This is a genomic window from Rhodovulum viride (assembly GCF_003265965.1).
In the GTDB taxonomy this organism is placed as follows: Bacteria; Pseudomonadota; Alphaproteobacteria; order Rhodobacterales; family Rhodobacteraceae; genus Rhodovulum; species Rhodovulum kholense.
Window position 1 is genome coordinate 63,455 of record NZ_MUAV01000020.1, and the last position, 20,733, is coordinate 84,187.

Sequence of the window (20,733 nt, forward strand, 5' to 3'; positions counted from 1 at the left end):
TATACAGGGGCGGCCGCCGCTGTCAAGCGCCCAGCGCCCGGATCGCCGCCTCGGCCGCCATCATCCCCATCCGCCGGAAGCTCTGGTCGCCGCGCGCCGCCGCATGGGGCGAGACCAGCGCATTCGGCAGCATGAAAAGCGGGTCCGAGGGCCGCGCCGGTTCGGTCTCGAACACATCGAGCCCGATGCCGCCCAGCCGGGGCGCGGCCGCCACCAGCGCCGCCTCGTCGACGACGCCGCCCCGCCCGGTATTGATCAGGATCGCCCCCTCAGGGAGTACCGCCAGCTCGGCCGCGCCGATCAGCCCGCGCGTGCCCTCGTTCAGCGGCAGATGCAGGCTGAGGATCTGCGCGGCGGGCAGTGCCGCCCGCAGATCGCGCACCACCGGCACGCCCGCGTCTTCGGCGCTCAGCCGCCGGTGCCACAGCGTGACCTCGATCCCGAAGGCCTGCGCCAGCTGCGCGACCCGCTGGCCGATCGGCCCGAAGCCCGCGATCAGCATCCGCCGGCCCGAAAGCTCGACCGGCGCCAGCTGCTCGACGCCGGCAAAGCCCGCCCGCGCGACCCGGTCCATCGCCACCGCCTGCCGCGCCAGCGCCAGAAGCAGCATCATCGTATGCTCGGCCACCGCATTGGCATTGGCCCCGGGGGTGTTGAAGACCGGAATCCCCCGGCCTTCTGCCTCGGCCACCGGGATGTTGTCGGTGCCGACCCCGTGCTTGCAGATCGCCTGCAGCGCGGGCGCCCCGGCGATCATCGCGGGGCTCAGCCGGAGGGTGCGCACGATCCAGGCGCGCGCGGCCGCCAGCCCGGCGGCGGGGTCGCTGTCCTGCCAGCCGCAGGATACACTCAGCCCCGCCGAGGCCAGCAGCGCCAGCGCGTCGGGATGGATCGGTTCGGTCACATGCACATCGGCCATCGAGGCCCTATGCGCCGCCGCCGCGCCGAATGCAATCGCCCCGGCCCCGAGCCGCGCTATAGTCGGGCCATGAGCGTTCTGAGTGTCACCGAGCAAGGGCTGTACTGCCCCGCGGGCGATTTTTACATCGACCCCTGGGCGCCGGTCGACCGGGCGCTGATCACCCATGGTCATTCCGACCATGCCCGCCCCGGCCACCGCCGCTATCTGGCAACCGACACCGCCGCCCCGGTGATCCGCCACCGGCTGGGCGCCATCGCGCTCGACACGATCCGCTACGCCGAGACCCGCCGGATCGGCGCGGCGATGGTCTCGTTCCACCCGGCGGGCCATGTGCCGGGCTCGGCCCAGATCCGGGTCGAGGTGGCGGGCGAGGTCTGGGTCGTCTCGGGCGATTACAAGCCCGAGCCCGACGGGCTGTCCGAGCCGTTCGAGCCGGTACCCTGCCATACCTTCATCAGCGAATGCACCTTCGGGCTGCCGGTCTTCCGCTGGCGCCCGCAAGCGCAGGTGATGGCCGAGATCCGCGACTGGTGGGCGGAAAACGCAGCTCAGGGCCGGGCCAGCCTTCTGGGCGCCTATGCGCTTGGCAAGGCGCAGCGGCTGCTGGTGGGGCTTGGCGACAGCGGGGAACCGATCCTGACCCATGGCGCCATCGAGGCCACCTGCCGGGTGATGCGCGCGCAAGGTATCGCCCTGCCCGACACGGTGCCGGTCACGCCCGAGACCGATCCGCGCGCCCATCCCGGCGCGCTGGTGCTGGCCCCGCCCTCGGCCCTTGGCAGCACCTGGGCGCGGCGCTTCGGTCAGGCCTCGACCGGGCTTGCCTCGGGCTGGATGGCGCTGCGCGGCGTGCGGCGGCGGCGCGCGGCCGACCGGGGCTTCGTGCTGTCCGATCATGCCGACTGGGACGGGCTCAACGCCGCGATCCGCGCGACGGGGGCCGAGCGGGTTCTGGTCACCCATGGCTATACCGGCCCGTTCCGGCGCTGGTTGGCCGAGCGGGGCTATGACGCGGGCATCGTCGCCACCGCCTGGGAGGGCGAAACGACCGAGGGCGACGCGGAATGAAGCGCTTCGCCGCCCTCTATACCGCTCTTGACCGGACCACCCGCACCACCGCCAAGGTCGAGGCACTCGCCGCCTATCTGGCCGAGGCGCCCGAGCCCGACCGGCTCTGGACAGTGGCGCTTCTGTCGGGACGCCGCCCGCGCCGGGCGGTGACCGCGACGCGGCTGCGGGAATGGGCGGCCGAACGGGCGGGGCTGCCGCTTTGGCTGTTCGAGGACTGCTATCCGGTGGTGGGCGATCTGGCCGAAACCATCGCGCTGGTCCTGCCCCCGCCCGCGCAGGACAGCGACCTCAGCCTGTCGGCCCGGATGACCGACATCCTTGCCATGGCCGCGATGGACGAGCCCGCCCGCAAGGCCGCGATCCTGGACGCCTGGGACAGCCTCGGCGGGACCGAACGGTTCCTCTACACCAAACTGCTGACCGGCGGGTTTCGCGTCGGCGTCAGCCAGACCCTGATGACCCGCGCGCTGGCCCGCGCCACCGGGCAGGACGAGGCCGAGCTGGCGCACCGGCTGATGGGCGACTGGACCCCCGCAACGACAAGCTGGCAGGCCCTGATCGAGGCGCCCGACCCGGCGGCGGCGCTGTCGCGCCCCTATCCCTTCTACCTGGCCTATCAGATCGAGGGCCCGCCCGAGGCGTTGGGCGTGCCCGCCGACTGGATCGCCGAATACAAGTGGGACGGCATCCGCGGCCAGCTGATCGCACGCGGCGGGGTGCATTTCCTGTGGTCGCGCGGCGAGGACCTGATCACGGACCGCTTCCCCGAACTGGCCGTCGCCCGCGATTTCCTGCCCCTTGGCACCGTGCTCGACGGCGAGATCCTGGCCTGGAAGGATGGCCGTCCCCTGCCCTTCGCTGCGCTCCAGACCCGGATCGGGCGGAAGACCGTGTCGAAACGGCTGCTGGCCGAGACCCCGGCCGCGTTTCTTGCCTATGACCTGCTGGAAGACGGCGGCACCGATATCCGCACCTGCCCGCTGGCCGAACGCCGCACGCGGCTGGAAGAGATCATCGCAGGGGTGCCGCCCGGCGGGCCGCTGCGCCTGTCCCCGGTTCTACCCTTCGACGACTGGCAGGATCTCGCCCGGACCCGGGGCGCGGCTCGTGCGGCCGAGGCCGAAGGCGTGATGCTGAAACGCGCGGACGCGCCCTATCTGGCCGGGCGCCGGAAAGGCGACTGGTGGAAATGGAAGCTCGACCCGCTAACCGTCGATGCAGTGATGATCTATGCCCAGGCGGGGCACGGGCGGCGCGCGACGCTTTACACTGATTTCACCTTCGCGGTCTGGGACGGCGAGGCGCTGGTGCCGGTGACCAAGGCCTATTCCGGGCTGACCGATGCCGAATTCCGCGAAATCACCGCCTGGGTGCGCAGGAATACCCTGCAACGCTTCGGCCCGGTGCGGCAGGTTACGCCCGAACTGGTCTTCGAGATCGCCTTCGAGGGCATCCGGGCCAGCCCCCGGCACAAGTCGGGCCTTGCCCTGCGCTTTCCCCGGATGGCGCGCTGGCGGCGCGACAAGCCCGCGGCCGAGGCCAATACGCTGGACGATCTGAAGGCCCTGCTGGAGGCGCCGGACCCGGACGCAGGCTCTGAAGGACAGCCCGGCGCTTGAACCGCCGCCCCCCGGCACTCTATCTCTGGATCGAGACAACAAATGAGGATCGCCCATGCGCATCGCCCCGCCCACCCCCGTCTTCGACGCCAATGCCAGCGCCGGCGGCGCGCTGGGCGATCTGCCGGAATGGGATCTGTCCGATCTCTACGCCGCGCCCGACGCCCCTGAAATCGCCCGCGACATGGACTGGCTTGAACAGGAATGCACAGCCTTCGCGACCGATTACGAGGGCAAGCTGGCCGGGCTCGACGCCGCCGGGATGCTGGCCTGCGTCAATCGCTACGAGGCCATCGACCGCGTGGCCGGGCGGATCATGTCCTTTGCGGGGCTGCGCTATTACCAGAACACCATGGATGCGGGCCGCGCCAAGTTCCTGTCGGATTGCCAGGACCGGATCACCGCCGCGACGACGCCGCTTGTCTTCTTCTCGCTCGAATTCAACCGGATCGACGACAGCGCCTATGAGGCCGTGATCACGGCCGACCCGGCCCTTGCCCGCTACAAGCCCGTTTTCGACCGGATGCGGGCGATGCGGCCCTATCAGCTGTCGGACGAACTGGAAAAATTCCTGCACGACCAGTCGGTGGTGGGCGCGAGCGCCTGGAACAAGCTGTTCGACGAAACCGTCGCCGGGCTGGGCTTCGAGGTCGGCGACGAGGCGCTGGGGATCGAGGGTACGCTGAACCTGCTGACCGATCCCGACCGCACGAAACGCGAGGCGGCGGCGCGCGCGCTGGCCGAGGTCTTCGGCGCCAATATCAAGCTCTTTGCCCGGGTGCATAACACGCTGGCCAAGGAGAAGGAGATCGAGAACCGCTGGCGCAAGATGCCGACGCCCCAGACCGGGCGGCACCTGTCGAACCATGTCGAACCCGAAGTGGTCGAGGCGCTGCGCAATGCCGTGGTCGCGGCCTATCCCAAGCTCTCGCACCGCTATTACGCGCTGAAGGCGAAATGGCTGGGGCTCGACAAGCTGCAGGTCTGGGACCGCAACGCGCCGCTGCCGATCGAGGACCCCAAGACCGTCGGCTGGGACGCCGCCAAGGCCACCGTGATGGAGGCCTATTCCGAATTCTCGCCGAAGATGGCCGAGATCGCGCAGCCCTTCTTCGACAAGGGCTGGATCGATGCGGGCGTCAAGCCCGGCAAGGCCCCCGGCGCCTTCGCCCATCCGACCGTGACCGACGTCCACCCCTATGTGATGCTGAACTATCTGGGCAAGCCGCGCGACGTGATGACGCTGGCGCATGAGCTGGGGCACGGCGTCCATCAGGTGCTGGCCGCCGGTCAGGGCGAGCTGCTGGCCTCGACGCCGCTGACGCTGGCCGAGACGGCATCGGTCTTCGGCGAGATGCTCACCTTCCGCAAGCTGCTGGCGGGCGCCACGACTCCGGCGCAGAAAAAGACGCTGCTGGCGGGCAAGGTCGAGGACATGATCAACACGGTCGTGCGCCAGATCGCCTTCTACGATTTCGAATGCAAGCTGCACGAGGCGCGGCGCGGCGGCGAACTGATGCCCGAGGACATCAACGAGATCTGGATGAGCGTGCAGGGCGAAAGCCTTGGGCCCGTCTTCGAGTTCATGCCGGGCTACGAGACCTTCTGGGCCTATGTCCCGCACTTCGTCCATTCGCCCTTCTACGTCTATGCCTATGCCTTTGGCGACGGGCTGGTGAACGCGCTTTACGCGGTCTACGAGGAAAGCGGTCCGGGATTCCAGGACAAGTATTTCGACATGCTGAAGGCGGGCGGGTCCAAGCACCACAAGGAGCTGCTGGCGCCCTTCGGGCTCGATGCCTCGGACCCGGCCTTCTGGGACAAGGGCCTGTCGATGATCTCGGGCTTCATCGACGAGCTGGAGGCGATGGAGGACTGATCCCCCGCCGCACTGCCGGGCGGCGCAATCTCTGCGCCACCCGGCCCGATCAAGCCCTGGACCGGCTTATTTCCAGTCGGTCCAAGGGAAGGGCTTGGCTTCGCTCGTCACCGTCAGGTAGCGCGCGGCAATCGCCATCCAGTTGGCCAGCTTGTCGCCGAATTCGGCGATCCTCTCGCTCTCTTCCTTGGCAAAGAGAAGCCAGCCGAATTGCAGCACGGCCGCGATGATCAGGATCATCTGCGCGGCATAGAAGAGGGCCAGCATCAACAGCATCCAGCCCCCCCGGATCAGCGCGGGACGGTAGCCCGTTTCCTGGGCGCCCGATGCCCGCGCGCCGTCGTTGAGCGTCGAGTTGGTATCGGTCATAGGTCCAGCCTCCGCTGCGACCGCATTCCCGGGATACCCCACGCATCCCGTCTCAGAACACGATCACATCCTCGAAATGGCGAGGCAGGTCCGCCGCTGCAACCCCCACGATGTCCTTGTTCAGATCGACGGCAAGCGCGCGCTCAAGCGGGCCCTCGATCCGGTTGCGCAATTCGCCCAGCATCTGCGGCGGCGCGGTCATCACGAAGCGGTCGTAATCCCCCCGCGCCCACACCTCGGCCGTGACGCTCAGCACGTCCGTCGCGAAACTTTCGCGGTTCTGGGTCCGGGGGCTTGTGGTCGGCTCCAGCGCGTGGCGCCCGGCCGCCGGTCCGCCCTGGTCGCGGCCGCGCCCGTCGGCATATTCGATTTCGCGCGTCTTCTGGAAATGGCTGACCTCCCTCAGCCCCTTGCCGGGACCCAGATTGACCAGCAGTCGGGCCTCGCGCTCGTTGGCGACGAGAACCAGTGTCTTGAACGGTTTCATGGCCTCCCCTCCCTTGCCGTAGACATCCTTACAACAAGACAGGCGCGGCGGTTGTTCCGTCAAGCGGAGAACGGGGCCCTGCCCCGCCCGCTCAGCCCGGGCTCATGCCGCGCATCTTCTCGGACCTGCGGCGCAGGATTTCGACCGCGGTCAGCAGCCCGATCGAGATCACCACGAGGATCGTCGCGACCGCGAGGATGGTCGGGCTGATCTGCTCGCGCAGGCCGGTGAACATCTGCCAGGGCAGCGTCTGCTGGTTGGCCGAGCCGACGAACAGCACCACCACCACCTCGTCGAAGGAGGTGATGAAGGCGAAAAGCCCGCCCGAGACGACGCCCGGCAGGATCAGCGGCATCTGCACCTTGAAGAAGGTCGTGACCGGGTTCGCGCCAAGGCTGGCCGAGGCGCGCGTCAGCGACTTGTCGAAGCCCACCAGCGTCGCGGTCACGGTGATGATGACGAAGGGAATGCCCAGCGCCGCATGGGCCAGCACCACGCCCAGATACGTGCCCTGCAGCCCGATCCGGGAATAGAAGAAATACATCCCCGCCGCCGAGATGATCAGCGGCACGATCATCGGAGAGATCATGATCGCCATGATCGCCCGCCGGAACGGCACATGCTCCTGACTGAGCCCGACCGCCGCCAGCGTCCCGAGCCCGACCGCCAGAAGCGTGGCGGCGGGCGCGATCTTGACCGAGTTCCACAGCGCATGCTGCCAGGCATTGCTGGTGAAGAACTCCTGGTAGTGCTTGAGCGAATAGCCCTCGGGGTCGAGCGCCAGCATCTTCGGCGTGAAGGTGAAGAAATTCTCGGCGTTGAAGCTGAGCGGGATGATCACGAGGATCGGCGCGATCAGGAAGAAGAAGATCAGCCCGCAGATCGCGTAGAAGGCATAATGCCAGATCCGCTGTCCGGTCGTGGCATAGGGGGGAAGGTCCATTTGCGACATCTGCGTTACCCCAGGCTCACGTTGTCGATGCCCACGAGCTTGTCATAGGCCCAGTAAAGGATCAGCACGACCGCCAGCAGGATCGAGCCCAGAGCGGCCGCGAGGCCCCAGTTGAGCGAGCTGGAGATATGATAGGCGATCCGGTTCGAGATGAAGGTGCCCGAGGTGCCGCCGACCAGTTCCGGCGTGATGTAATAGCCGATGGCCAGGATGAAGACGAGGATGCAGCCCGCGCCGATCCCCGGCACCGATTGCGGGAAGTAAACCCGCCAGAACGCGGTCCAGTTGGTGGCACCAAGGCTCTTTGCGGCCCGCACGTAGGAGGGCGGGATGGTCTTCATCACCGAGTAAAGCGGCAGGATCATGAAGGGCAGCAGGATATGCGTCATCGCGATGATGGTGCCGGTCTGGTTGTTGATCAGGATCAGCCGCCCGCTGTTCGACACGATCCCCAGCCAGACGAGGATGTCGTTGATCACGCCCTGCTGCTGCAGCAACACCTTCCAGGCCGAGGTCCTGACCAGAAGCGAGGTCCAGAACGGCAAGAGCACAAGGATCATCAGCAGGTTCGAGGTCCTGAGCGGCAGGTTCGACAGCAGATAGGCGATCGGATAGCCCAGAAGCACGCAGGACCCCATGATCATCAGGCTCATGAACAGCGTCCGCTCGAACAGCATGATGTAGATCTGCCGGTCCTCGGGCTGGGCCGCGACCCCGTCCGGCGTCAGTTGCAGATCGACGGCGTTCAGGAAATAGCCCGGCGTATAGGCAGACGAGAAGGTCTTGATGGTGCCCCAGACCCCCGGATCGCCCCAGTCCTTGTCGGCCTCGAGATAGAGATCGGCAAGGTTGACCGTCTCGAACCCCTCGACCGCGTCATGGGCGGCATCCAGCATCGCCTCGGCCTCGGGGCCGAGCTGGGCGATGGCGCCCGGTCCGACGTGCAGAAGATCGCGGTAAAGCGCCAGATAGACCGGCGCCCAGGGATCCTCGGCGGCCGGATCGTCGCCATCCTCGACCTGCGCGATGCGGGCGAATTCGCCATAGGCGCTGGCGGTCTCGGGCAGCACGTCCGCCACTCCGTCGCGCAGCCGGAACAGCGGCTGGGCCTGGGTGAACTTGCGCCGCGCGGCCTTGGCGGCCTCGCCCGCCGCGGTCCAGGCCCGGTATTCGGCGACCCAGTCCGGGTCGGCCATCAGCGCGATCCAGGTGGCGGGCTCTTCCCAGGCGGGATCGACGGCGGCGAACTGGTCGCGATAGGTCTCGCCGAAATCATCGACCCGGCGGCCCGCCTTGCGGAACAGCGACGAAACCCCGGTATATTCATAGTTCAGCCGCGTCCCCAGCCGGGTGTGCAGCTTGCGCTCGCTGGCGGCGGTCAGGTCGTAGGTGAAGGCCGCCAGCACCGCCTCGGAGGGCATGGTGCCGCTGTCGGGGTCGTAATCCTGGATCGCACGGGCGGTGCGCGGCAGGGTCTCGGCCACGATCTGGTTCTCGACCGACCGGAACAGCATGTCGGCGATGGGCGCGATGAAGGTCACGAGGATGAAGATCAGCAGCGGCGCGATCAGCATCAGCGCGCGCAGCTTCTGTGCCCTCAGCGCGCGGCGCAGGCTGCGCTTGAGCGGCAGGCCGTCGGCGGCCAGGACCGGGCCCGTGTCCGTGCCTGCGGGGGCGGTGGCAGTTTCCGTCATGCCACGCCCTCGACCAGAACGATGTCGCTGAAGGCGGTGGCGTGGCGGATGCGCGCGACCTCCTGGTATTCGGGCGAATGGAAGGCGCGTTTCGCGGTTTCGAAATCGGGGAACTCGATCACCACATGGCGGTCCTTCATCGGGCCTTCGGGCGCTTCCGAGGCGCCGCCGCGGACGATGAACCGCCCGCCGAAGCCTTCGAGAATCGGCGTGTCGCGGTCGACATACTCGCGGTAGGCCTCCGGATCGGTCACGGTGATATGGGCGATGATATACCCCTTGGGCATCTCGCGCGTCCCCCTGGTCTTGTGCTGGGGCCGAGGCGCGCGCCGCCTGGGGCGCGCGCCGTGGCCGGGATGTCGGGGGCGGCGCGCCTCCCGAAGGGCACGCCGCCTTGCGGTCTTAGCGGGCGAGCCAGGCCTGGAACTTGGCCTCGACGTCGTCCTGGTTGTCGGCCCACCATTCGATGTTGTTCACCAGATAGTTCTTCTGGTTCGCGGGGTTGGTGGGCATGAACGGCGCCATCTCGATGCCCAGCTCGGCATGGGTCGACACCAGCGGCTGCGACGAGGCGCGCGACGGGCCGTAGGAGATATACTTGGCCTGATCGGCCAGGCGCTGGGTGTCGGTCGCGAAATGCAGGAAGTGCATCACCCGGTTCAGCCGGTCCTCGGGCAGATCGGCGGGGATGATCCAGCCGTCATAGTCGAAGACCTGCCAGTCCCACAGCATCTTCACGGGTTGCTTCTGTTCCACGATCAGGCTGAACAGGCGGCCATTGTAGGTCGAGCCCATGACCACCTCGCCATCGGCCAGGCGCTGGGGCGTTTCGGCGCCGGCCGACCACCAGATCACGTCATCCTTGATGGTGTCGAGCTTGGCCAGCGCGCGGTCGACGCCCTCGGGCGTGTCGAGCACATCGTAAAGGTCGTCCTTCTCGACGCCGTCGCACAGCAACGCCCATTCGAGGTTCTTCTTCGGGCGCTTTTCGAGGCTGCGCTTGCCCGGGAAGGTCTCTGTATCGAACAGCGCGCAGAGCCCCTCGGGCTCCTTGCCGTTCCAGGCCGCGACATCGGTACGGTAGCCGAAGGTGGTCGAGAACACGATCTGCGGCACGAAACAGTCATTGATGACGCTGTCGCCGAAATCCTTGGTCGCCGGGGTGCCGTCGGGCGCGGCCGCCAGCATCTCGTCAAGATCCACTTCCATCGCCAGGCCCTCGTCGCAGAGCCGCTGGCTGTCGGGGCCCTCGACATCGACCAGATCCCAGGTGATGTTGCCCGCCTCGTTCATGGCGCGCAGCTTGGCCACCGCCTCGTTCGAGCTTTCGTCCCAGGTGAAGCCGGTGCCGGTCATCTCGGCATAGGGCTCGGAATAGGCCTTCTGCTGGCTGGTTTGGTAGGCGCCGCCCCAGGAGACGACAGTGAGGCCGTCGGCACAGCCCTCGCAGGGCGGCAGGTCCTCGGCAAGGGCAAACCCGGCGGGCAGTGCCGCCAGAGCGGTTGCGGAAAGAAGATGTCGGATCGTCATTGCGATCTCCCTGCTGACTTGGCCCGGATCCGTGTTGCTCCGGCCATCGCCCCCGGGCGAGGCGCGACCGGAAGCTGTCAGGGCGCGTCCAGCGCGCGGCAATCCTCGGGCAGCCAGCCGATCTCGATATGTTCGCCGGGCCTCAGCCGACGCTGGTCGGGGGCGTTGCGGGTCTTGATGACAAAATCGTCGTTGCCCGCGACCCGAAGCCGGGTCCGGTAAATGTCGCCCATATAGATGAATTCCAGCACCTCGGCATGGATCAGATGCGCCCCGGGCGCGAGCCGGCGCTTGTCGATCTCGACCCGCTCGGGCCGGATCGAGACCAGCGTGCGGTCGCCGCGGTTCCTGACGTTGACCGGGATCGCGTCGATCACCTCGCCATCGTCCAGCTCGACCAGCGCGGTGCCGTTGATCTCCTTGACGCGGCCAAGCAGCGTGTTGTTCTCGCCGATGAACTGGGCGACGAAACTGTTCACGGGCTTTTCGTAAAGCTCGTCGGGCCGGGCCAGCTGCTGGATGCGGCCGTCGTTGAAGACCGCGACCCGGTCGGACATGGTCAGCGCCTCGGTCTGGTCATGGGTCACATAGACCGTGGTGATCCCCAGATTATGCGCGAGCCGCGTGATCTCGAACTGCATGTGCTCACGCAGCTGCTTGTCGAGCGCGCCCAGCGGCTCGTCCATCAGGACCAGCTCGGGCTCGAAGACCAGCGCGCGCGCCAGCGCGATCCGCTGTTGCTGACCGCCCGACAGCTGCGCCGGGCGGCGGCCGCCGAAGGCGCCCATCTGCACCATCTCCAGCGCCCGCTGCACCTTCGCCTCGCGGTCCGCGCGGCCGATCTTGCGCACCTCCAGCGGGAAGGCCAGGTTCTCGGCCACCGTCATGTGCGGGAAAAGCGCGTAGTTCTGGAACACCATGCCGATCCCGCGCTTGTGCGGCGGGATGTTGTTGATCGGCTTGCCGTCCAGAAGGATGTCGCCATGGGTCGCGGTCTCGAACCCGGCCAGCATCATCAGACAGGTGGTCTTGCCCGACCCCGAGGGCCCGAGCATGGTCAGGAACTCGCCCTTGCCGATGGAGAGATTGAGGTCTTTGACGACGAGAGTTTCCCCGTCATAGCTCTTCTGCACGCGGTCGAAGACCACGAAACCGTCGCTTGTTCCGGTCAACCGGTATCCCCTGTCTTCTGGCGCCCCCTTTTTGGGGCCGCTCTTCTTGTCGGCTCTGCGTCCGTTGCCCAAAAAGGTATCATCTGAACCCGTAAGTGCAACGCAGAACTTGAAGGCTGCGTGAAACGATCCGGCCCGTCCCCATCCCGACCGCGTCCGCAGGCCCCCCGGCCAAGGCCGACGGACCCCTTTCTCTTAGCCGAGCCCCGCGAGCCCACCATCCCCGCCCTGACGCCCGGCCGCGGGGGCGCTGACATCTGCCGCATCTTTGGGCAGATGTGGCCGTCGCTGCCCGGCGGCCGGGCAGCCGATGCGCCGCTGAGAGGTCGCACCTCGGCGACGGCCGCCCCGCGCGCGGGCCTTTCCCCAAAAAGGCTGCGATCTGGCAAGGCAGGTCGGAACGGCGGGCAGCAACCCGGGCGTCCCTATTCCCTGGACAATAGCGTCACGCCGTCGGGATCGACCCGGAAGGTCAGACTGCACGCCCCCGAGGCCCCGACGCGTCCGCAGGCACTGCCATGCACTTCGACGCGCAGCACCCCCGGGCTTGGCACCTCGAACCCGTACATCGTATCGCCGTAGATCGGACGATAGCCCCCGCCCGCAACCCCCAGGTAGATCTGCTGCGAACAGCCGCCCGAGCCGCAATACATCGAGCTCGCGCTCGAACACCGGACCGCTCCGAAATCGACGGCAAGATCCATGGGCGCGACGCCGTCGATATCGACCGGCCGGGCCATCGGCTGCTCTAGCGTGACGGTGCCGCCGATGTCGGCGCAATCGCGCTGCACCTGCGCCAGCGCGGCCCCGGCGGGGTCCGCCACGGGCGCAGGCAGCGGCATCGGGCAGACCGACAGCGCATGGTCGATGGCCTGGGACGACCCCCGCAGCGAGCCCTGAAGCGTCAGTCCCGCAGCGCCCCCCTCGAAGTCCAGCGCGAAGCGGCTGCCCCGGCGCAGCGGTTCCGCGATGGCCTCGATGCCCTGCCGGGTCTCGCCAGCGAAGAAGAGATCGTCATGGCCCTCCTGTCGCTGGAACGCGGCAAAGGAGATGACGCGCCCATCGACAGTCAGCATCGCATCGGTCAGCCCGGACCGCGTGAGCGTGCGGGAGACGACATAAAGATCGATCGGCTGCCCGGCGCGGCATCCGAAAAGGATGCAGGAGCTTTCGCCCCAGGGGTGATCCTCGCAGACCACGGCACCGTCGAACTCGCCGCCGGTGCCGGTCAGCGGCATCCACATCTGGGCCTCGACCGAGGCCGCGTGCAGCAGGCCTGCCGCCAGAAGGATCAGAAACCGCCTCATGCCGCCCGACTTCCTTGCGCCGCCAAAGCCTAGGGGGCGGGGTGCGGCGGATCAAGTGCGCGGGTGCGCCCGGGGATCATGCCGACGGGCCGTCCTCGCGGCGGCGTGGCGCAGATCGCGGTCCGGACGACACCGGGCGAGGTCCGAGCCGAGCGGAACCACCGGAACGGCCCGGTCGGGATCGGCATATTGCCCGGGGACCGTGAGGCGCCAAAGCGTGAACCCCCTGCGGTCAGGCTGTGCCGATGCCCGGCTGCGCATCGGGGGACTGGCGGGGGGGAGGATTACTGACAAACGCAGGTCCAAGCCTTTGATCTTGCCTGGACTATGGTGCGGTCGAGATACAGCGAAATAGGTGTGCTATGGGTTGCTCTGGGCGCTGGGACTCCATAAAATAACAATACCTTAGCCCATAAATTCTGTCAGCGGCGATCAGCAAAAAGCAGGGAAGCGCGATGCAGACTGGGGGACTGGCTGGGGGACTGACCGGAGGACCGAATGGCAAACCTCACGACGCGGGGCATCAAGGCAGCGTGTGCCGGGAAACATGACGATGGAAGCGGGCTCAGGCTTGTGAAGGCATCGCCCACTTCCGGAAAGTGGGTCTTCCGATACAGCCATCTCGGCAAGCGGCGGGAAATGGGCCTCGGGTCCTGGCCGGAAGTCGGGTTGGCGACCGCTCGAAAAGAGCGCGATAGATGGGCGGCTGAACTGCGCTCCGGCAAAGACCCCATCGACCTCCGCGACGCGCTGCGGCGCGCCGAAAGGGAGGCACGCGACAAACACGACCCTACCTTCGCCGAACTCGCCCAAATGGTCTTTGAGGCCAAGAAAGCTGAACTTCGTGGCGACGGCGACCGCGGCAGATGGTTCTCGCCGTTGCGCGTTCACGTGATCCCGAAGATCGGACGGATTTGCATATCGCAATTGACGGCTCAGGACATCCGCGATGCGATGTCTTCGATCTGGCAAACCAAACCCCCAACCGCGGAGAAGGCCTGGCAGAGGACGCGCCTCGTTCTCCGGGAAGGGAAGCTGATGGGGTTCGAGTGCGATCCATTTACAGCGGACGCCGCGCAGCGCCTGCTCGGAACCGTGTCGCACACCACCCAGCATATCCACGCGACGCCTTGGCAGGACATGCCTGCGCTATATGCCCGGCTAGATAGCGGATCGCCCGCCCATGAGTGCCTGCGTTTCATGATGCTCACCTTGGTCAGGTACATGGGCTGCGCCGGAGCACGGGCGAACGAGGTCGATGGCGATGTCTGGACGGTCCCGGCCGAACGGGTGAAAGGTCAAGAGGGACGCGCAAAGGACTTTCGCGTGCCCCTGCCGGTCACCGCCCGCAAGATCGTTGACGACGGAAAAGAAGTTTGGGGCGATCTGCTATTCCCCGGCCGCTCAGGGGCCCCAATTACGTCACGCGCGATTGAAAAAGCGCTGGATTCCATCGGCGAGGCAGGACGCCCACATGGGTTTCGTGCCAGTTTTCGCACTTGGGTCCAGGACACCGATGCCTGCGACTACGACGTCGCCGAGACGATACTCGGCCATACGGTCGGCAACCGCGTCGAGCGGACCTATGCTCGATCCGATCTATTGGAACGCAGACGCCCAGTCATGGATTCGTGGGAACGGCATGTGACCGGCTGCGCAGACAATGTCGTCAAGATCAAAGCCGGTTGATTGCGCTTCGCCACCGGTCCGGCGGGACGCGGCGCACGGCCGCCCTCCCCGCGCAAACTGACCAGGGACGCTCGCTGCCGATAGCAGACGTTCGTGTTGAGGGCGGTCAAGAACCGCAGGCACCCCTAACAGGCCGCTGAAAAACTCCCACATCGACGCCGTTGGAGGAACATGATTCACCGACACCACGGCATAGGTGGAGATGGCAATGCGTGGATCGGACGAGGCGACGGGATCGCTGTTCAGCTACGTCGACCTTGAGGAGCGCGTCCCGGCACGGCCTCCGCTGCGCAAGATCCGGGCTGTCGTCAACGATGCGCTCCGGTCGCTGGATAGCGATTTCGACCGCCTGTATGCTGGGGATGGCCGCCCCTCGATCGCGCCGGAACGGCTGATCCGAGCCAGCCTGCTGCAGATCCTCTACTCGATCCGATCCGAGCGGCAGCTCATGGAGCAGATGGATTACAATCTGCTTTTCCGCTGGTTCGTGGGCTTGGGCATCAACGATGCGGTCTGGGTCCCGACCGTGTTCACGAAGAACCGCGACCGGCTGCTGACAACGGAGATGTCGCGCAAGATCATGGCAGCGATCCTGGCGCATCGCGAGGTGGCGCCGCTGCTGTCAGACGATCACTTCTCGGTCGATGGCACCCTGGTGAAGGCCTGGGCGTCGGTGAAGAGCTTCCAGCCGAGGGAAAGGGCGACGTCTGTCGGAGGCGAGGATCCGGGCGGTCCGCCGGACACCAGCGTGTCGACAGCATCCCCCATGACCAAGCCACCGCCGAGCCTGACCAGATGCCCCGTCCCACACGCCGCGACCGCAACGCCGAAGTCGACTTCCGTGACGAGCGGCGTTCCAACGCGACCCATGCCTCGACGACCGATCCGGAGGCGCGGCTGTTCAAGAAGTCACCCGGCACCGGAGCGATGCTGTGCTTCATGGGGCATAGCCTGATGGAGAACCGCTCGGGCCTCATCGTGCAGGCCGAGCTGACGCGTGCCGACGGCCGCGCCGAACGAAAGGCCGCGATCGACATGCTTCACCGCCATTCGCCCGGATCGACCCGGCGCATGACGCTGACGGCAGACCGCGGCTACGACAGCGCGGACTTCGTCGCCGAGCTGCGCCAGATGGTCGTCACGCCGCATGTCGCCCGGAAGTCCCGGCACTCCGCCATCGACGGCCGAACCACCCGGCACCCCGGCTATGCCAAGTCGCAGCGGCGCCGGAAGAAGATCGAGGAACCCTTCGGCTGGGTGAAGACGGTCGGCGGCATGGCCCAGACCCTCTATCGCGGCATCGAGAGGGTTCGAGCCCGCTTCACTTGGCGATGGCGGCCTGCAACCTCGCGAGGCTGCCGAAACTTCTCGCAGCCTGAGCCGGAAAGCCCCCACTCGGAATGCGCGCCTCGCACAAAAGGCGGCACCGAGCCCTGCTCGAGGGAAACCGTTCCGCGCAGCAGACTTTTTCAGCGGCCTGCTAAGGCTGCCGGTCGAACCCGATGTGCCTTAGGCGGCGCCTCTAACTGTGGCTTCTCGGACCGAAAATCAACTAAAAATTTAGCAGAACTCGTTCCTGATCATGGCAATCCTGCCTCAGGTTGGGCCAAGAAGGTGTCTGCAACACATAGGAATACTCATCATGCCTATCTATCTCAACGCGATAGCATTGCAATTCTATAAGGGCATCGGCCCCGAGATACAGTATGTTGCACCGTTCTCCGAGATGAATTTCTTTATAGGAGCCAACAACTCTGGCAAGTCAATCATCCTTAACTTCATCAGTCAACATCTTCCCTTCCGTGAAGGCGCCGCAACGTCGAACTCTGTGAGCTCAAATGCAGATATCTATCGGGGATCAACTACAGGTAACTATATGGCGGCTGTTGGAGTGCCCACTGCCGTCACGATTTCTCATTTAGAAAGAGAGTTATTGAAAGCTCCCATTCGCCAAACCAATCACCTGGAGACGGCCAAAGCGATCATGCGTCGCCTGTGCCTTCATGATCATCTATGGATTACGCCGAGCAACCGTAACTACGCAGGTGATTTCCTGCACCAACCAGACATCGAAGACGCGGCCACTTGGGTGAATGAACAAGCTTGGTATGAATTATGGCGCGCCATTACTGGGCAAGATGGCGGCGGTTTAAAAAGATATTGGATTCCGGAAACACTGACCACTATCGGAAAGTTTATTGACGCAAGCCTTCCAGAAAGCATGTTGATACCGGCCAAGCGACAACTTGGCACGAAAGATGAGGCATTTGATGACCTCACCGGAAAGGGGCTCATTAATCATCTTGCAGAGCTGCAAAATCCTGACCACCATGAAAGAGAAAGGAGAAAGACCTTCGATCATATCAATGAGTTTATTCGTGAGGTCACAGGCAAACCGGACGCTGAGCTGGAGGTGCCAAGCGGAAGACAGCACCTCTTGGTCCACATGGATAACAAGGTGCTCCCCCTTTCTTCGCTAGGTACTGGCATTCACGAGGTGATCTTGATCGCAGCGTTTTGCACGATCCACCAGGAACGGATAATGTGCATCGAAGAACCGGAGATACATCTACACCCCGTCTTGCAGCGCAAGTTGGTCAGGTATCTCAAGGAGCACACGACCAACCAATACTTCATTGCGACGCACTCTGCGGCCTTTATCGACACGCCAGGAGCATCGGTGTTTCACGTACACAACGATGGCAGCCAGACCTACATCAAAAGCGCCATCCTAAAGTCGGATCAGCGCCGCGTAGTCGATGAACTCGGATACCGTGCATCGGATATCGTTCAGGCCAACGCCGTCGTTTGGGTTGAGGGGCCATCAGATCGCATTTACATCCGTCATTGGTTGCAAGACATAGCGCCGGAAATGATCGAGGGCATACACTACAGCATCCTGTTCTACGGTGGAGGTTTGATCAAACACCTCAGCGCGGATGACGATGCGGTAGATGCCTTTATCAGGCTGCGGCAACTAAACCGAAATCTCGCTATTGTGATTGACAGCGATAAGAGCAGCCCAAAGGCTCCGCTTAAGCCTGCTGCCCAGCGTCTTCTGGATGAGATGAGGGACAGCGAGTGTGTCGTGTGGATAACGAAAGGCCGGGAAATCGAAAACTACGTGGACCCGGCTGTGCTACAGGACGCCTTTAAAGCCTGTCATCCGACCATTTATCGGAACCCGGACAAGGTCGGCCAATATGATCACGCATTCTATTTTGTCAGAAAAAATGTGAGAAAGCCTGAGGACAAGGTTTACACCAAGGGAGACAAAGTCGGCGCGGCTTTGCGCGTGTGTGAGAAGCCCGCCGACTTAAGCATGCTCGATTTGAAAGCCCGTATCGGAGAGTTGGCTGCGATGATCCGCCGCGCGAACGGTGTGTCCTGAATGATCCGCCCTTCCAAGGCGGCGCGCAGACTGGCGGCTAGGTGCGCTTCGCGGTCGGTCGTCCAGAGCGCCCCGAACGGCCGTTCCCCGCCCAGACCTTCGAGATCCGGCCGACTCGGCGTTGCGCCGCGGCGAAGATCTGGTTCGGGGAGGCTCGGCCGATGTCTGGGAGCGGGGCCGAATGCCGGGGCCCCGCCCCCACCGACCTCGTCGCTTCTCTGCCGATAGCCGACGTTGAGCGCCCTGCGCCTGCCGCCTCCTGAATCAAGAAAGTGGCCATTCATCGTGGGTTGCAGTGCGCCCTGAAGGGGCCAAGGTCCCGCCATCGATACCGTTACGTCATTCGCAAGCCAAATAGATTAAATGGACATATCACACTCTGACGTCCAGCGGATTGGTGATTGCAATGTGGATCATCTGGAAATCCGAGCTTTCAAATTCAATCCCAAGATCCAAGTTAATTTTGTCCTCAGGTATTGTCAGAATCGTCCCCTCGGCAGTTTCGACAAAATTCCGGAGATCAGCCGTTTCTCTTTCCCGCTGCGCTAGTAGCTCTGTCGTGTTGTATCCCGCGCCGGAGCCAGCAACCGCAATGGCGGCAGCGTTTTCATAATCCTCAATTCGAACCGAGCCTCCCGAATGGCGCACGATCAAATCGTTGCCATCCTTTTCAAAACTGAAGTCAGTATCGTCGGTCTGGATCACCAGTTCCGCACCTTGGGACACACGAACCACATCGTTCCCCGAGCCGGCCCCGACACGCAATCCAACCGTGCCACCCCCAATCGAGATAACATCATCGCCCGTCCCCCCGTCTATTGAGATGACCTCTTGAACGGAGACTGAAATGGTGTCATTGCCGGACCCGCCGAGGACATCGGAAGAATAGCTCGTCGTGGCCATTCTCATCCTGTCCTCGAGGTTCTCGGGCCGAGTGTATTCAATTCCGCCTAGCATGAGTGATCCATTGACAAGATTGTGTAGGACCGACATGCCGATGGTTGCATCGACAGCGATCACATCATTGCCGTCTTCTGCATAAATGCCCGAGACGACACCACCCTGTAGCGAAATGGCGTCTGCGCCTTTACCCGCGTAAACATTTTGGATAGAAGCGGCCTGAATGGCTATGGCATCGTTGCCGCCGCCTGTATAAATACTGGCAGCGCGCCGCGCCTGTATGGCCACGGCATCGTTGCTTTCGCTCGCCGCAACGTACCGTGGATAGCTGGAGCCGTCCGATCTCACAGAGAATTCGTAACCTGCGCCTCGCTCTGTATAGACGCTGTAAACGGAGTCCGCCTTGATCGCGATTGCGTCATGACCACCGCCAGTGGAAATACTCTCGGCTGTGTTGGCCTGAATTGACAGGACGTTGCCGCCGCCTCCAAGGTAGATGGATTCCGCCTTTCCGGTTGTGAAGATGCTGACGGCATTGCTTTCGCCACTGGAAAACAGAAAAATGATCCGCTGACCCTCCGACAAGGGCCCTGACCCCAGCCTTTGCAGGGCTATGGACATTTTTTCGGCGCGGGCGTTCAGCCGAATGACCTCGCGTTGCGTGGCTTCCCGTCGGCTTTGGTCGGCGGCTGTCCCAGGCCGGGATTCTGACAACTCTGCCACGGCGTCGAGCTTTGATCTTCGCAAACTGCTTTCAGCATTGAAGATAGCGTTGATGTCATAGCGGCTTGTTTCACCTGACTGGTCTACGGTTGCCCCGTCAGATTGCTCGGTGGCCTCCCATGCGGCAGCCTGTGCGCCCGACGATCCGGCCTGAGCGGTCAACAAGGAAAGTGCCATTTGCGCACCAGATGTGTTGTTGGAAATCATCGACATAGCAAAATCCCCCCGGGAAATGGTCAAATCCTCTTCGGCGACAATTTTCGAAAGTCGTGAACTTTTCCTTAACACTGTCGGCCTGAATTATTCGCCTTTTAGGCTTTTACGCGTTCCTTCACGACATCTGATTGACCGAGGCGGCTGTGAATCAGCCAAATTCTAAAATCCGGACCTTGCGGAACTATCCGCGGGGGATGAGGCCGCCACGGCACTTGAACCTGCGCGCAGCGTTATAAGAGCGGAGGGAGCAGGCGATAGTCCGGGGGGTGTCCCTTAAGCAAGCAGAAACCCTTGAAATGGAAGAGAAACTGGTCGGGGCCTTCGCTGTGGAAGCGTAGGGCAGTCAGCGCCGATTGAATATGATCAGGCCGTTGGAGAGCCCATTCGCTTCACGGATCATTCAGAAACGCCTCTGCATGGAATAAGTGGTGTTCTTGTTCCCGGACCACTCGGCAAAACGCCCGACTTCCGGTCCTATGGCCCCAAATCTCTGCGGCGCCGCGAAGGTCCGCTCTTCGGATTCTGGGGCGATACACGGCGTCAGTCCCGAACGTCCGATGTCCGCCCTTCACGCCCCGCACACCCGCCTGGCCAGCGCGACCAGATCCCCGCTCGTCCGGGCTGCCAGGATCGCCCCTACCGCCGCAGCGCCCGCACCACCCCGATAGCTGCGGCCCCACCGAAATAGAACGTCACGATCCGCAGCTGCAGGTCCAGCAGGTCGGCAGACAGCGCGTCGGTGGCGTCGAGGCCCAGAACCTTGTCCCAGATCAGCAGCTTGGCGTTGTAGAGGATGAACGGCGCCGCCCAGG

15 protein-coding genes and 1 pseudogene are annotated in these 20,733 nt (G+C 64.5%); 6 read left to right on the forward strand and 10 right to left on the reverse strand.

The genetic code is table 11. From position 1 onward, the window contains the following. Window positions 1-22 precede the first annotated feature (22 nt). On the reverse strand, window positions 23-919 hold the full coding sequence (locus tag BYZ73_RS15715; RefSeq protein ID WP_181498078.1) for an NAD(P)-dependent oxidoreductase: 897 nt from the start codon (window positions 917-919) through the stop codon (window positions 23-25). A 69-nt stretch (window positions 920-988) separates the two neighbouring features. On the opposite strand from BYZ73_RS15715, the gene BYZ73_RS15720 reads away from it, so the two are divergent. Genes BYZ73_RS15720 through BYZ73_RS15730 form a run of 3 tightly spaced genes read left to right on the forward strand, consistent with a single transcriptional unit; the run spans window position 989 to window position 5,491 of the window. After that, window positions 989-1,990 (forward strand): ligase-associated DNA damage response exonuclease, encoded by a 1,002-nt coding sequence (locus BYZ73_RS15720; RefSeq protein WP_112316664.1) that lies wholly within the window; start codon window positions 989-991, stop codon window positions 1,988-1,990. Further along, window positions 1,987-3,612, forward strand: a complete 1,626-nt coding sequence (locus BYZ73_RS15725; RefSeq protein ID WP_112316665.1) for an ATP-dependent DNA ligase — start codon at window positions 1,987-1,989, stop codon at window positions 3,610-3,612. Before BYZ73_RS15720 ends, BYZ73_RS15725 begins: the two co-directional genes overlap by 4 nt. Before the next feature lie 55 nt (window positions 3,613-3,667). Next, a complete protein-coding gene (locus tag BYZ73_RS15730; protein WP_112316666.1) occupies window positions 3,668-5,491 on the forward strand; it encodes a M3 family oligoendopeptidase in 1,824 nt (607 codons plus the stop codon). Between the two features lie 66 nt (window positions 5,492-5,557). Here BYZ73_RS15730 and BYZ73_RS15735 read toward each other — a convergent pair whose 3' ends face one another. The 8 genes from BYZ73_RS15735 to BYZ73_RS15770 all read right to left on the reverse strand — a co-directional run bounded on the left by BYZ73_RS15735 (window position 5,558) and on the right by BYZ73_RS15770 (window position 13,002). Then, window positions 5,558-5,860 carry a DUF4389 domain-containing protein gene (locus BYZ73_RS15735; protein WP_108024960.1) on the reverse strand — a complete coding sequence of 101 codons (303 nt, stop codon included), beginning with the start codon at window positions 5,858-5,860 and terminating at the stop codon, window positions 5,558-5,560. 52 nt (window positions 5,861-5,912) lie between these two features. Next, window positions 5,913-6,347, reverse strand: a complete 435-nt coding sequence (locus tag BYZ73_RS15740) for a baeRF12 domain-containing protein (protein WP_112316667.1) — start codon at window positions 6,345-6,347, stop codon at window positions 5,913-5,915. A 91-nt stretch (window positions 6,348-6,438) separates the two neighbouring features. Then, a complete protein-coding gene (locus tag BYZ73_RS15745; RefSeq protein ID WP_112316668.1) occupies window positions 6,439-7,290 on the reverse strand; it encodes an ABC transporter permease in 852 nt (283 codons plus the stop codon). A 14-nt stretch (window positions 7,291-7,304) separates the two neighbouring features. Next, a complete protein-coding gene (locus BYZ73_RS15750; protein ID WP_112316669.1) occupies window positions 7,305-8,993 on the reverse strand; it encodes an ABC transporter permease in 1,689 nt (562 codons plus the stop codon). Then, window positions 8,990-9,280 (reverse strand): DUF1330 domain-containing protein, encoded by a 291-nt coding sequence (locus tag BYZ73_RS15755; RefSeq protein ID WP_075786964.1) that lies wholly within the window; start codon window positions 9,278-9,280, stop codon window positions 8,990-8,992. The genes BYZ73_RS15750 and BYZ73_RS15755 overlap by 4 nt, the downstream gene beginning before the upstream one ends. 115 nt (window positions 9,281-9,395) lie before the next feature. Then, window positions 9,396-10,523 (reverse strand): extracellular solute-binding protein, encoded by a 1,128-nt coding sequence (locus BYZ73_RS15760; protein ID WP_112316670.1) that lies wholly within the window; start codon window positions 10,521-10,523, stop codon window positions 9,396-9,398. A gap of 77 nt (window positions 10,524-10,600) precedes the next feature. Then, the gene (locus BYZ73_RS15765) at window positions 10,601-11,695 is read right to left on the reverse strand and encodes an ABC transporter ATP-binding protein (protein ID WP_112316671.1); all 1,095 of its coding nucleotides are present in this window, start codon (window positions 11,693-11,695) and stop codon (window positions 10,601-10,603) included. 425 nt (window positions 11,696-12,120) lie between these two features. Continuing rightward, window positions 12,121-13,002, reverse strand: a complete 882-nt coding sequence (locus BYZ73_RS15770; RefSeq protein WP_112316672.1) for a hypothetical protein — start codon at window positions 13,000-13,002, stop codon at window positions 12,121-12,123. 498 nt (window positions 13,003-13,500) lie between these two features. Between BYZ73_RS15770 and BYZ73_RS15775 the strand changes: the two genes are divergently transcribed. From BYZ73_RS15775 to BYZ73_RS15785, 3 genes and pseudogenes are all read left to right on the forward strand, one after another. Continuing rightward, window positions 13,501-14,691 (forward strand): tyrosine-type recombinase/integrase, encoded by a 1,191-nt coding sequence (locus BYZ73_RS15775; RefSeq protein WP_112316673.1) that lies wholly within the window; start codon window positions 13,501-13,503, stop codon window positions 14,689-14,691. Between the two features lie 208 nt (window positions 14,692-14,899). Beyond that, window positions 14,900-16,070 (forward strand): annotated as a pseudogene (locus tag BYZ73_RS15780) (IS5 family transposase). A gap of 263 nt (window positions 16,071-16,333) precedes the next feature. Continuing rightward, the gene (locus tag BYZ73_RS15785) at window positions 16,334-18,082 is read left to right on the forward strand and encodes an AAA family ATPase (RefSeq protein ID WP_181498079.1); all 1,749 of its coding nucleotides are present in this window, start codon (window positions 16,334-16,336) and stop codon (window positions 18,080-18,082) included. Between the two features lie 372 nt (window positions 18,083-18,454). Here BYZ73_RS15785 and BYZ73_RS15790 read toward each other — a convergent pair whose 3' ends face one another. Further along, window positions 18,455-19,918, reverse strand: a complete 1,464-nt coding sequence (locus BYZ73_RS15790; protein ID WP_146746316.1) for a calcium-binding protein — start codon at window positions 19,916-19,918, stop codon at window positions 18,455-18,457. Window positions 19,919-20,733 lie beyond the last annotated feature (815 nt).

Coding starts and splice junctions, on each gene's coding strand:
- BYZ73_RS15715 (WP_181498078.1), bottom strand. CDS start 919: ATGGCCGATGTGCATGTGACCGAACCGATCCATCCCGACGCGCTGGCG.
- BYZ73_RS15720 (WP_112316664.1), top strand. CDS start 989: ATGAGCGTTCTGAGTGTCACCGAGCAAGGGCTGTACTGCCCCGCGGGC.
- BYZ73_RS15725 (WP_112316665.1), top strand. CDS start 1,987: ATGAAGCGCTTCGCCGCCCTCTATACCGCTCTTGACCGGACCACCCGC.
- BYZ73_RS15730 (WP_112316666.1), top strand. CDS start 3,668: ATGCGCATCGCCCCGCCCACCCCCGTCTTCGACGCCAATGCCAGCGCC.
- BYZ73_RS15735 (WP_108024960.1), bottom strand. CDS start 5,860: ATGACCGATACCAACTCGACGCTCAACGACGGCGCGCGGGCATCGGGC.
- BYZ73_RS15740 (WP_112316667.1), bottom strand. CDS start 6,347: ATGAAACCGTTCAAGACACTGGTTCTCGTCGCCAACGAGCGCGAGGCC.
- BYZ73_RS15745 (WP_112316668.1), bottom strand. CDS start 7,290: ATGGACCTTCCCCCCTATGCCACGACCGGACAGCGGATCTGGCATTAT.
- BYZ73_RS15750 (WP_112316669.1), bottom strand. CDS start 8,993: ATGACGGAAACTGCCACCGCCCCCGCAGGCACGGACACGGGCCCGGTC.
- BYZ73_RS15755 (WP_075786964.1), bottom strand. CDS start 9,280: ATGCCCAAGGGGTATATCATCGCCCATATCACCGTGACCGATCCGGAG.
- BYZ73_RS15760 (WP_112316670.1), bottom strand. CDS start 10,523: ATGACGATCCGACATCTTCTTTCCGCAACCGCTCTGGCGGCACTGCCC.
- BYZ73_RS15770 (WP_112316672.1), bottom strand. CDS start 13,002: ATGAGGCGGTTTCTGATCCTTCTGGCGGCAGGCCTGCTGCACGCGGCC.
- BYZ73_RS15775 (WP_112316673.1), top strand. CDS start 13,501: ATGGCAAACCTCACGACGCGGGGCATCAAGGCAGCGTGTGCCGGGAAA.
- BYZ73_RS15785 (WP_181498079.1), top strand. CDS start 16,334: ATGCCTATCTATCTCAACGCGATAGCATTGCAATTCTATAAGGGCATC.
- BYZ73_RS15790 (WP_146746316.1), bottom strand. CDS start 19,918: ATGTCGATGATTTCCAACAACACATCTGGTGCGCAAATGGCACTTTCC.